The organism is Isachenkonia alkalipeptolytica, assembly GCF_009910325.1.
Classification (GTDB): domain Bacteria; phylum Bacillota; class Clostridia; order Peptostreptococcales; family T1SED10-28; genus Isachenkonia; species Isachenkonia alkalipeptolytica.
This window is the reverse complement of record NZ_SUMG01000003.1, coordinates 1-12,091: the sequence shown is the minus strand read 5'-3', so window position 1 is coordinate 12,091 and position 12,091 is coordinate 1. Positions and strand designations below refer to the sequence as shown.

11 protein-coding genes are annotated in these 12,091 nt (G+C 44.9%); 2 read left to right on the top strand and 9 right to left on the bottom strand.

The window, feature by feature from the left end:
• The 5 genes from flgB to eam all read right to left on the bottom strand — a co-directional run bounded on the left by flgB (position 1) and on the right by eam (position 6,364).
• Positions 1-396, bottom strand: coding sequence for a flagellar basal body rod protein FlgB (gene flgB, locus ISALK_RS03510; protein WP_160719092.1), 396 nt, complete (start codon positions 394-396; stop codon positions 1-3).
• Positions 397-786: 390 nt separating this feature from the next.
• Positions 787-1,569, bottom strand: coding sequence for a GTP-sensing pleiotropic transcriptional regulator CodY (gene codY / locus ISALK_RS03505; protein ID WP_160719090.1), 783 nt, complete (start codon positions 1,567-1,569; stop codon positions 787-789).
• A gap of 198 nt (positions 1,570-1,767) precedes the next feature.
• Entirely contained in the window at positions 1,768-3,840 is a 2,073-nt protein-coding gene (topA, locus tag ISALK_RS03500) for a type I DNA topoisomerase (protein ID WP_160719088.1), read from the bottom strand.
• 45 nt (positions 3,841-3,885) lie between these two features.
• On the bottom strand, positions 3,886-4,974 hold the full coding sequence (gene dprA / locus ISALK_RS03495; protein ID WP_160719086.1) for a DNA-processing protein DprA: 1,089 nt from the start codon (positions 4,972-4,974) through the stop codon (positions 3,886-3,888).
• A gap of 115 nt (positions 4,975-5,089) precedes the next feature.
• A complete protein-coding gene (eam, locus tag ISALK_RS03490) occupies positions 5,090-6,364 on the bottom strand; it encodes a glutamate 2,3-aminomutase (RefSeq protein WP_160719084.1) in 1,275 nt (424 codons plus the stop codon).
• Positions 6,365-6,780: 416 nt separating this feature from the next.
• Here eam and ISALK_RS03485 point away from each other — a divergent pair, with 416 nt between their 5' ends.
• Positions 6,781-8,322, top strand: coding sequence for a YifB family Mg chelatase-like AAA ATPase (locus tag ISALK_RS03485; RefSeq protein ID WP_236660251.1), 1,542 nt, complete (start codon positions 6,781-6,783; stop codon positions 8,320-8,322).
• An 81-nt stretch (positions 8,323-8,403) separates the two neighbouring features.
• On the opposite strand, the gene ISALK_RS03480 is transcribed toward ISALK_RS03485, so the two are convergent.
• From ISALK_RS03480 to rplS, 4 genes are all read right to left on the bottom strand, one after another.
• Positions 8,404-8,784: a YraN family protein gene (locus tag ISALK_RS03480; protein ID WP_160719080.1), complete on the bottom strand. Its 381-nt coding sequence runs from the start codon at positions 8,782-8,784 to the stop codon at positions 8,404-8,406.
• Positions 8,774-9,421, bottom strand: coding sequence for a ribonuclease HII (gene rnhB, locus ISALK_RS03475; RefSeq protein WP_160719078.1), 648 nt, complete (start codon positions 9,419-9,421; stop codon positions 8,774-8,776). The genes ISALK_RS03480 and rnhB overlap by 11 nt, the downstream gene beginning before the upstream one ends.
• 44 nt (positions 9,422-9,465) lie before the next feature.
• Positions 9,466-10,338, bottom strand: coding sequence for a ribosome biogenesis GTPase YlqF (ylqF, locus tag ISALK_RS03470; protein WP_160719076.1), 873 nt, complete (start codon positions 10,336-10,338; stop codon positions 9,466-9,468).
• A gap of 63 nt (positions 10,339-10,401) precedes the next feature.
• The gene (gene rplS, locus ISALK_RS03465; RefSeq protein WP_160719074.1) at positions 10,402-10,746 is read right to left on the bottom strand and encodes a 50S ribosomal protein L19; all 345 of its coding nucleotides are present in this window, start codon (positions 10,744-10,746) and stop codon (positions 10,402-10,404) included.
• Positions 10,747-11,133: 387 nt separating this feature from the next.
• Between rplS and ISALK_RS03460 the strand changes: the two genes are divergently transcribed.
• Positions 11,134-12,091: helix-turn-helix domain-containing protein (locus tag ISALK_RS03460; protein WP_160719072.1), on the top strand; the 958-nt coding region annotated here is incomplete at its 3' end.

Below are 12,091 nucleotides of genomic sequence, written 5' to 3'. Positions count from 1 at the left end.
TTATCTACCTCCTGTAATAGAGCTTCTCAGCCTGTTAAATTTGCTGCTCATCTGACGGGATACGGCCTCGTAGTAAATATTATTTTTCGTTACCTCGCCCATCTCCACATCCACATCCACGTTGTTTTCATCTCTTCTGGTACTGTAGCCCTCTGAAGTGGTGACTTCATGGGTAATATTCGATAAGTCTTTGCCCCCGATATCCAGGTGGCTTTCATGGGTCTTTGCCCCTTGTACCGTGGTTTCCTGCAAACTTTCCTTAAGTTTTTCCTGAAATTTTACATCGGAGCGTTTGTAACCCGGGGTGTTTACGTTGGCAATGTTGTTTGCCAGCACTTCATTTCGCTTCCAGGACGCATTTAAGGCCCGGGTGTAAAGATTTATATTTTTGTACACCGAAATTGCCCCTTTCCTTCGTATTATGTAAATATTGCTTTTAATTATCAATTAAATCTCATTTTAACATTCTATCACAATTCCTAGTAATAGTTACTAGTCTTTATGGCCTATATTTAATGGGGAAAAGCTATTGTTATTGTATCTCAAATCCTTCTGTTTTTCCAGGAAAAAACGAGTTTTTTCGTGTTTTTCCGACAAATCTTCGATTCAGTACCCCTTTCCTATACCGGACCACCCTTTAGCACCATGGTCTTTTCCGCCTCAATATCATAAACAGAACGGTAATACAAAAAAAAATAAAATAAAAAAACAGAATGGCAGCAAACTACCATTCTGTAAACTTCATTTGAATAACCTCTGATTGTTTAAGACTTTGCTTTCCATTATTTACTTGTTGCGAATGTTTCGAAGCTCATCCAACAGCCAGTCATTTAAGATCTTGATATGGGTTCCTTTCATTCCTAAAGAACGGGACTCAATCACTCCGGCGCTTTCAAACTTTCGAAGGGCATTTACGATTACAGAACGGGTAATGCCTACACGGTCCGCAATTTTACTGGCTACCAGGAGACCTTCTTTTCCGTCCAGTTCATTGAAAATATGCTCCACGGCTTCCAATTCCGAATAGGAAAGGGTTCCCACGGCCATTTGTACCACTGCTTTTTTCCGGGCTTCATCTTCAATTTCTTCGGTTTTTGCCCGTAGAATTTCCAGTCCCACTACGGTGGCACTGTACTCTGCCATTACCAGGTCTTCATCTTCAAACTCGTCTTCCAGTTTCGCCAGTACCAAGGTTCCGATTCGCTGTCCGCTGCCATTGATCGGCACAATGGTTACCAATTTGTTATAACTTTGTACGTCGTACTTAAAGATTTCCAATAACTCATCCTTGGTGATGTTATGCTTGGTTTCCTGAATTTTCAGAAGCTGAGCATTATACTCCTCGGGAAATCTTTTTTGTCCCGTCTTCTCATCGGTAATGATCGGGCAATCGGAAGAGTCCGTTAAGCTTACCCCTAACACCTTTCCCTTGGAACTTGCCACATATACATTGGCCTCCAGCACCTCGCTTAAAATTCTGCTTAATTCGTTAAAGGATACCGCTTGCTCTCCGGATTGCTGCAAGATTTTATTGACCCGCCGGGTTTTTGCTAATAATGAACTTGACATGTATTTTCCTCCTCTATTCTATATTTGGGGATATTCTTATGGTTTTTTTTGGTTTTTCTTGTATTAAGTACAAAAAATTCAAAATCATCAGTCATTAATTCTATCCCTAAATGTGCATTATGGAAATATGCACTATGGTTGCATATTACCACAACTTAATAGGATTTACAATATCTATTTGAAAATATTTTGAATTGTTTACTCCGAGGTTACAATTTTATGCTTACACTCTTTGTTGGTGCACTCAATCCGTTCTTCCTTCTTCGTTTTTTTATACACCATGATTTCACCGCATTTGGGACAGGGATCCTTCGCCGGGGGGTTCCAGGAGATAAAATCGCAGTTAGGATATTGATCACAGCCGTAAAAGAGTCTTCCTTTTTTCGACTTACGTTTGATCACATCTCCCTCTTTACATTTTGGACAGGTTACCCCGATTTTATCTACAATGGGCTTGGTGTTTTTGCAATCGGGGTAATTTTCACAGGCTAAGAACTTACCGTAGCGTCCGTATTTTATCAGCATTTCTCCCCCGCATTTTTCGCAGACCTCCCCGCTTTTTTCCACCACTTCAATCTCTTTCATATGTTCTTCCGCATCCTTCATCATCTTTTCGAAGGATTCGTAGAAATCTTTAATGATGGATTTCCATTCAACATCTCCTTCTTCCACTTTATCCAGCTTCTGTTCCATATCTGCCGTAAAGTTGACATCAATGATGTCGGAGAAAAACTCATCCAGGGTTTCTGTTACCAACACTCCCAGTTCCGTAGGAACTAAGTACCTTCCGTCCTTATCCACGTAACCTCTGGCAAGGATGGTGGAAATGGTCGGGGAATAGGTACTGGGTCGTCCGATCCCCAACTCCTCCATGGTTTTTACCAAAGTGGCCTCCGTATATCTCGGGGGCGGCTGGGTGAAGTGCTGCTTGGGATCCAGCTCCAGGAGTTTCACGGTTTCCCCCTCTTCCAGAATGGGAAGGAAGGTATCCTCGGAGGTGCTGGAAAAGGAATACACCTTCATAAAACCGTCAAAGTTCAGAATCGAGCCGCTACCCTTGAAAATGTAGCCCTTGGCCTCCAGTTCCACGGCGATGGTATCAAATACGGCCTTGGCCATTAAGCTTGCCACCGCCCGCTCCCAAATCATTTTATACAGTCGGAACTGATCCCGCTTCAGGGAGGGCTTTACCGTGCTCGGGGTTAAGGTGATATCCGTGGGCCGAATGGCTTCATGGGCATCCTGAGCCCCTTTTTTCTGGGGTGCATCCTTGGCCTTTCCTTTTTCCAGATATTTTTCTCCATATTCCTGCTGAACAAAGTTTTTAATATTTTCCTGGGCTTCCGGGGAAATCCGGGTGGAATCCGTACGGATATAGGTTACCAGTCCCACGGTGCCGTGACCCTTTACGTCAATTCCTTCATAAAGCTGCTGGGCCAGAGACATGGTTTTTTTCGTGGAAAAGCCCATCTTGTTGGAGGCTTCCTGCTGCAAAGAACTGGTGGTAAAGGGTTTTTGAGGACTTCTTCGCTTTTGCCCCTTCTTTACGCTTTTTACTAAAAAGTCCTCCTTTTCCAAAACCTTCAGCACTTTAGTAACCGACGCTTCATTTTTTAATTCTTTATTTCCTTCCGGGTCCTTGACATATTTCGCCGGGAATTTTTTCTTATCCTTATTTTGAAATTCCCCTTCAATGGACCAGTACTCTTCCGGGGTAAAGGCTTTGATTTCCTCTTCCCGTTCCTTGATCATTTTTGACGCAACGGATTGTACCCGTCCGGCACTGAGGCCTTTACGAATCTTCTGCCATAAAAGAGGACTGATTTTATACCCCACCAGCCGGTCTAAGACCCGCCTTGCCTGTTGGGCATTGACCAGGTTCTCATCGATTTCCCGGGGTTCCTTGATCGCCTTTTTTACGGCGGTTTTTGTGATTTCGTTGAATTCAATTCGTTTAATGTTGCTCTGTTCCCTGGAGAGGGCCCGGGCTAAGTGCCAGGAGATCGCCTCTCCTTCCCTATCCGGGTCAGTGGCGAGAAAGACCTTTGAGGCTTTCTTTGCCTGTTTTCTCAGTTCCTTTAACACCGGACCCTTTCCCCGGATGGTAATGTATTCCGGTTCAAAGTCCTCTTCTATATTTACCCCGAGTTTGCTTTTGGGAAGATCAATCACATGACCCACTGAAGCCTCGATGGTATAGTTTCTTCCTAAAAATTTTTTTATCGTTTTTGCCTTGGCCGGTGACTCCACTATTACTAGGGATTTTGCCAATTCAAACACCTCCACTGTCTGTCTCAATTTTAACATTATACCAATTTATCGATTCACTGTAAATGATTTTCCCGGCATACGGGTAATATAACCCTTTAACTCCAAAGAAGTCAACAAAATATTTAGGGACTGGATATCGATTTTGGTTCGGTAATACAAGGCATCAAGGTCCAGGGGTCTTTTTTCCAGGCACCGATAAACCAAGACTTCGGAGTCGCTCAAATCCCGAAGAATATCCTCCTCCTGCTGTTTAATGGGAAGACTAAGTCCCTCCGGCAGTTCCGCTAGAATGTCCTCCACCTCCACTAAGACTTTCGCCCCATCCCGAATCAAGCGGTTGGTTCCCCGACTTTTCTCGCAGTTGATATTTCCCGGCAGGGCAAAGACGTCTCGCCCTTGTTCTAAGGCATATTCCACCGTAATAAGAGACCCGCTTTTTTCCCCGGCTTCGATCACCACAATGCCGTCGGATAAGCCGCTGATAATGCGATTGCGCTGGGGGAAGTGATGCTTTAAGGGTTCTTCCCCGAGAAAAAATTCACTGAGGATACAGCCCTGTTTCTGAATGTTTTCCATCAGCTGATGATTCGTCGGGGGATAGGCTACATCCACTCCGGAGCCGAGAACCCCTAGGGTATAACCCCGGTTTTCCACGGCTCCTTTATGACTTTCCGTATCAATCCCCAGAGCCAGGCCGCTAATAACCCCCACCCCTCGATCCGTCAGTTCCTTTGCGAATTTTTTCGCTGCCCACTTACCGTAGGGGGTGGCATTTCGGGCTCCCACCATACCGATGGTGGGCCGGTCTCCCGGGAGTTCTCCTTTGTAAAAAAGGACATAGGGAGGGTCATAGATTTTTTTCAGCTTCCCGGGATAATTCCCGTCTGCAATGGTTACAGTACTCACCTGCAGGGCGGAAAGTTTTTCCCGGGTCTTATGCCAGTATTCCTTCGACCGAAGATTTGCAATTTTTACAGCGGATTTGCTTCGTTTTCCCAGGGCTCGGTAAATATCCCTTCCCTCGGCTTCCCAAACCTCTTCGATATCGCCGAAATACTCTTCCAGCTTGCGGACCGCCCCGTAGCTTACCCCCTGAATACTGCTTAGCCATATATAAACGTCCCTTTTTTTCAAGCGATTATCCTCCCATCGATTTTTTCACCCTATACCCAATCGAATGTTCCCCTAAACGAAAACAAAGAAAAAGACCCTTTTTCAGGGTCCTCTTCCCGGGATTTATTTTTCAGGGTTACTCAAAGTAGCTTTCAATGGGCCGGGTTTCATGATTGGGATAATCCACCATTTTTCCTTCCCAGGTACGGATTTTCACGAAACCTTTGCCCCGGGAAACCATATACTGGGGCAGAATCGGAGTTTTTCCTCTTCCCTTCGGCGCATTGACAATATAGGTGGGAATGGCCATGCCCGAAGTGTATCCCCGAAGATACTCCATAATTTCAATACCGTCATCAATGGAGGTATTAAAATGAGTCGTTCCGATTACATGCTTGGCATGGAAGATGTAATAGGGCCGTACTTTACTCTTAAGCAATTCATGATTCAACAAGCGCATAACAAACTTATCATTATTCACACCGTTTAAAAGCACCGCTTGATTTCCCAGGGGCACACCGGCTTTCGCCAGTTTACGGCAGGCTTCAATGGTCTCCGGCGTAATTTCCTGGGGATGATTAAAATGGGTGTTGATAAATATCGGAGAGTACTTTTCCATCATTTCCAAAAACTCATCATCTACCCGCTGGGGCATGGTGACCAGGGTACGGCTTCCCAACCTTACATAGTCCACGGTTTCAATGGCGGTTATCTCTTTTAGGAGCCAGTCCAGCATATCATTGGACAGGGTTAAAGGATCCCCTCCGGTGATCAGTACGTCCCGAATTTCCGGATTGTCCCGAATGTAATCGATGGATTCCTGCAGGACTTCCCTGGGCTGGTGGCGGTCCACCCCGCCGATATTTCTTCTTCTTTGACAATGACGGCAGTACATGGCGCATTCATTAGTCACATTAATAATCAATCGGTCAGGATATCTTCGGGTAATGGAACCTGCAGGATTGGTAAACTCTTCCCCCATGGGATCCGTATCCCCTTCCAGATCTTCGATTTCCACCCCTGTGGGAATAGACATCAGCTTTACGGGACAGTACTTATTATCGTCATCGATCAGACTTGCATAATAGGGGGATATAGACCATCGAAACTGTTTTCCCACCTGTCGGATATCCTCTAATTCCTTATCGCTTAGATAAATAATCTCCTTTAATACATCCACGTCGGAGATTCGATTTTTCAACTGCCATTTCCAATTGTTCCAGTCTTCTTCCGTGGCATCGAACATTTTTAATATCTTCTCTTTTTTTGCCTTGGCACTGATCATCTGCTTTTTTGTGGTACCCTTGATGATCTGATCCTTTACCTTTAAATAGTCTTCAATTCTTGAATGAAGTTCCTTTGCTCTTCCTAAGGATATTTCTCTACTTTTTGAGTTAGTATTGCAATCCAATTGAACTCCTCCTTTATTAGTCTCTCTAAATATTAATTTATAAGCGAATCCTCTACAGATTATCTTTTTCGACTATTCAGTTAATCCTAACACCCTTTGAAATAATTTGAATTTTGCATGGGGATTGTATTTCTTGCAAATATATTAACGAGGTTCTCTCTCTGCAGAAAATTACGAAAAGCTGATCTTCACTTATGGTTCTTTCAAAAGTATATATTAGCATACCCTCAGGATTATGTCAAATAGCCATGGGAACTGCAAGATTAAGGATGAACTCTTTTACTTTACCTCCATTTTCTCTTTTCACACATAGGTTTTTCTTTTGGATATGCTTTTTATTTCCCTAAAAAAAGGGTTTTCTTTACTTTTGGCGAATATAGTAATAAATGAAAACATTGGTGAAGGAGGGATTTTTCTTGCAAATAATTCAAAGTTGTTGCATCGAAGGACTGGAGGTTTATCCCATAAACGTGGAAGTGGATATGGAAAACGGTCTGCCTGTGGTAATGATTGCGGGTCTTCCCAATGCTGCGGTAAAAGAATCCAAAGATCGGGTCCGTTCCGCCCTGAAAAATACCGGCTACGACTTCCCTCTGAAAAGAATAACCATCAATCTGTCCCCGGGCTACACCCGAAAAGACGGGACCCATTTCGACCTTCCCATCGCCCTGGGACTTCTGGCCGTCTCTAGTCAAATTCCGCCCCTGGACAATGAACAGACCCTTTGCCTGGGAGAGCTTTCCCTGGACGGTAGAATCAACGGGGTCCGGGGGGTTTTGCCCATGCTTTTGGAAATGAGAAAACAGGGGTACCGAAGGGCTCTCATTCCCGGGGACAACCTGGAAGAAGGGGCTTATGTAGAGGGTATGGAGGTCTTAGGTTTTGAGGACCTTCAAAGCCTGATTGCCTATTTGGAAAGCGGCGTTCTTCCCAAGGCCCGATGTTTTCCTCAGCCCCTTGAGAAAACCGGGACCTCCCCGGAGGCCCCTTTCCAGGAGGCCCTGGATTATCGGGACCTTAAGGGCCAGGAATCCCTTAAACGGGCCGTGGAAATTGCCGCCGGGGGCTACCATAACCTTTTATTCATCGGCCCTCCCGGCTCCGGGAAATCCATGGCGGCAAAAAGGCTCCCCTCGATCCTGCCTCCCCTTAACTACGATGAGGCCATGGAGGTTACTAAGCTGTACAGTATCTCGGGAAAGCTGGATTTCCGGGCCGGTCTGATAAAAAAGCGTCCTTTTCGCAGTCCCCACAGTTCCAGCACTGTGGCCTCCTTAAGCGGAGGCGGCCTGATTCCCATGCCCGGAGAAATCTCCCTGGCCCACCACGGCATCCTCTTTCTTGATGAACTGCCGGAATTTGATAAAGGGGCCCTGGAGATCCTTCGTCAGCCCTTAGAGGACCGAAAAATCACCCTCTCCCGTTCCCATCGAAGTTTTACCTACCCCTCAAACTTTCTCTTCGCGGCGGCGATGAATCCCTGTCCCTGCGGTTATTACGGGGATCCGGTCAAGAACTGTAGCTGTTCCCCCCGGGATATCCACCGGTACCGCCACAAAATTTCCGGTCCGCTTTTAGACCGGGTGGATATGATTATAGAGGTTCCCCGGGGCGAGTATCAGGACTTAAAAAGTCATGGCCCCTCCCGGGATTCCAAGACCATGGCAAAACAAGTGGGAAAAGCCCGGAGGGTCCAGGAAATCCGTTACCGGGATCAACCCTTCAAGGTCAACGGCCTGCTGCCCGCTTCCTTGCAAAACCAAGTATTCACCCTGTCAAAGGAGGCCGAGGATTTATTAGAAGAGGCCTTTGACAAGTTTCAACTCACCGCAAGGGGCTATCATAAGGTGCTAAAAGTAAGCCGCACCATCGCAGACCTGGATGCCTCCTCAGCCATTAGCCCCCAGCATATTCTCGAAGCTCTGCAGTACCGCTCGGGGAGTTTGTTGAACCCTTAAATGCTCCAAGGAGTATTCCACCCCTCCCGGGACAAAAAAGTTGATAGAAATAAAAAAATGCCTGATGGCGTGGGAACCACGCTAAAAGGCATTTTCTATGTGATGAAACTTCGCTTGTTCCCCATGGACAAAAACATCCACCACGTCAAAGCGCATGGACATATTCGGCTTCAGCCGCTGTTTTTCATAGGCTAAATACTGCTCCGCCACCCGACGGAGGGTTTGCTGTTTTTTGAGGTTTACCGCTTCGAAGCCTTTCCCGTAGCTGGTGGATTTTCTGCTTTTGACCTCCACGAAGACCAACAGGTTTTCACGGCTCAGGATCAGATCAATTTCTCCGATTTTCGTCCGATAATTTCTTGACAGAACCCGAAACCCTTTGTCCTTTAAATAGGCCTCCGCCAAGGCCTCCCCACGATTCCCCAAGGCTTTGGAATTGGAAGCGGATTTTTCAGGACCCATGGTTTGCACCGACCCCGGGTTTCGGAAGCACCATTTTTGTTAAGAAGCTTTTTCGGTGAATCCCCGTGGGACCGAATTTCTCTAAGGCCTCCCGGTGTATCTTCGTTCCGTAGCCCTTGTGTTTTTCAAGACCGTATTCCGGATATTTCTCCCCTAATTCTACCAACAGACGGTCCCGGCTTACTTTTGCAATGATCGATGCCGCCGCAATTCCCTGAACTTTTCCATCCCCTTGCAGGATGCCTTCTTGGGGAAGGGGCGTGTTCAACGTCTCTGCATCGATTAATAGATAATCGGGAACCACCTTTTCCCCGGCGGGGGTCCGAAGATTCTCTATGGCAAGGAGCATGGCCTTTTTCGTCGCATTTTTGATATTGATTTCATCGATTTCCTCCGGGGATACTTCTCCGATGCCGATGGCCAGCGCTTTCTCTTCGATCACTTTATAGAGGGTCTCCCGCTTTTTCGGGGAAAGTTTTTTTGAATCCCTTACCCCCTCCAAAAGCATTCCCTCGGGCAAAATTACCGCCGCCGCCGTCACCGGTCCGCAAAGGCAACCCCTTCCCACTTCGTCGATACAAGCAATCTTTTGATACCCTTTTTGGTGAAGGGCTTTTTCCGTACCCAGTAAGTCCACTGTTATCCTCTCCTCGAAACCATTTATTTTGGGGAAGCTTTTATTTATTTTAGGGGGGCTTTACTATCCTTCGGTGTTTCTAAAGAAAATTTGCCGATCATACCGTTTCTAAATTCGTCCAACAACACATTGGCCACCCGAAGATAATCCACTTCGTTGCCTTTAAACATACAACCTCTTTTCTTTGCAATGGTATCCATTACCTCCAGCGGGGAGGTCTCTTCCTTCATATCCTCCAGACCGTAGCGGGCAAAAAGATCCTTGGGGTAATTTTCAAGAAGTCTCTCCACCAGTCTCAGACCCAGGGTTTCCCGGTCCATAATCTCATCCTTGATGGTTCCCACAAAGGCCAGATTCAGGGCCGCTTTTTCGTCATCCAGTCTCGGCCAAAGAATTCCCGGAGTATCCAGCATCTCCAAATCCTTTTGAATCCGAACCCACTGTTTGCCCTTGGTTACCCCCGGTTTATTTCCGGTTTTTGCACTTTTCTTTTTCGCGTATTTATTGATCATCGAGGATTTCCCCACATTGGGAATGCCCACGATCATGGCCCGTATGACCTCCCGGCGAATACCCTTGGCCCGGCGAGCTTCCAGTTTATCCGAGAGCAGGTTTTTACTTTCATTCAAGAGCTGGGTGGCACTGCTGCTGTCCATGGAGTTCATGGGAATCGCCGTAATCCCCTGTTCCTCAAAATAACGGATCCAGTCCTCGGTCACCCGGGGGTCGGCTAAATCTTTTTTATTTAAAATAATAATTTTCGGCTTTCCGTGAACAATGGGATCGATATCCGGATTTTTACTGCTTCTGGGGATTCTTGCATCCAACAGCTCCCATACCACGTCCACCAGCTTTAATTGTTCCCTTAATAACTCCTTGGTCTTTTTCATATGACCGGGATACCAGTTTATATTCATACCATCACATCCTTTTATTTAAAACAAAATAAGGGACTGTTTCCAGTCCCTTTGTCTGAGCGCTTATTTTTTTTCTTTGATTCGGTAAGCAGCTTTCCCGATTCGGTTCTTTAAGTAAAAAAGTCTCGCCCGTCGTACACTTCCTCGTTTGATAACCTTTACTTCAGCAACCTTCGGAGAATGCACGGGAAAAGTTCTTTCCATACTTACACCGTAAGCAATTCTTCGAACGGTAAAGGTCTCTTGGATGCCTCCACCTTGTCTTTTAATTACGAGTCCCTGGAATGCCTGGATTCTTTCTCGGGTTCCCTCTTTGATTTTCACATCAACGCGAACCGTATCTCCCGGGGCAAATTCCGGTACCTCAGACTTTAGTTGTTCCTTATCAATCATGTCGATAATATTCATTGTATTACCTCCTTCCTCACCAGACGTTCTTAAAGAATTTTACTGTTCCCAGAGGAACGCCTTTAATACTCTGCTATTATATCATAGGGCATCGCCCTCTTCAATGATAATTTTCGAAAATCCCGAAGTTTTCCCGGTCGTTTAATTGTAAAAGTAAATTAGACCCCTATTTATAAAACTGTCTAATTTAGTCTTACAAATCCAGAGGTCTAATTTAACCTTACATACTTTTGAGTATTATTAGCAGCTGTTTTGTGAAATTTCTTAGTTATAGAATCAATATTAGTTGTCATGGGGCAAGATTGATATGAGGTTCTTATATCAATAACAGCGGACATTGTAGTATTATTATGGTATGCCCGGATAGTTGCTTAGGAGGATGCTATGATGGCAAAGCATTTATCTTACGATGATCGACTGGATATTGAAAAATATCTAAAATCCAATTATTCTTTGTCCGAAATTGCAAGAGAACTCAACAGACATAAATCAACCATATCTAGAGAAATAACTATTCGGTCTAGGACAGTAAAGAAAGGTTGTTATGGCCGAAATTATAATGCTTGTATCCATAGATATAGTTGTGAGTCGGATCGTGTTTGCAGTGATAAAAAATGCAGTCGCAAATACAAACATTGTAAATTTTGTGGTAGATGCAATGATTACTGCGAGTACTTTAGGGTGGATCATTGCGAAAAACTTCAATCGACTCCATATGTTTGCAACGGCTGTGAAGACAGAAGGAGGTGTACGCTAACCAAGTTTATCTACGATGCTACTACTGCCCATAAAAGCTACGAAGAACTCCTTGTGGAATCTAGAATTGGCATTGAAAGCTCCCCGGAAGAAATTAAGAAATTAGACGAATTCATCAAACCACTGGTCAACAATGGTCAATCAGTGCACCATATCCTTGTCAATAATAAAGATAAAATTATGGTTAGTGAGAAAACAATATATAAATACATTGAAATCGGCGCTTTATCCGTAAAAAACATAGATTTACCAAGGAAAGTACGATACAGACCTAGAAGAAAAGTTCAACGGGGATATAAGGTCGACAAGAAGTGCCTTGAAGGCAGAAGGTATGATGATTATCTTGCCTTTATTGAAGAAAACAAGGATATTTCAGTCGTTCAAATGGACTCTGTAGAGGGCAATAAAGGCGGTAAGGTATTGCTTACCATTCATTTTGTGGACGTATCCTTTATGCTTATGTTTCTCAGGGATGCTAATGATGCAAAGAGCGTTGAGGAATGCTTTCAGATGATCGTAGATGCTTCTGGATCTGAATATTATAAAAGGCTCTTCCCGGTCATTTTAACAGACAATGGCAGCGAGTTTT

What these genes read in the sequence shown, in the direction of transcription:
- ylqF (WP_160719076.1), bottom strand. Translation starts at nt 10,338, where the DNA reads ATGAATATAAACTGGTATCCCGGTCATATGAAAAAGACCAAGGAGTTA.
- rplS (WP_160719074.1), bottom strand. Translation starts at nt 10,746, where the DNA reads ATGAATATTATCGACATGATTGATAAGGAACAACTAAAGTCTGAGGTA.
- ISALK_RS03480 (WP_160719080.1), bottom strand. Translation starts at nt 8,784, where the DNA reads ATGGGTCCTGAAAAATCCGCTTCCAATTCCAAAGCCTTGGGGAATCGT.
- codY (WP_160719090.1), bottom strand. Translation starts at nt 1,569, where the DNA reads ATGTCAAGTTCATTATTAGCAAAAACCCGGCGGGTCAATAAAATCTTG.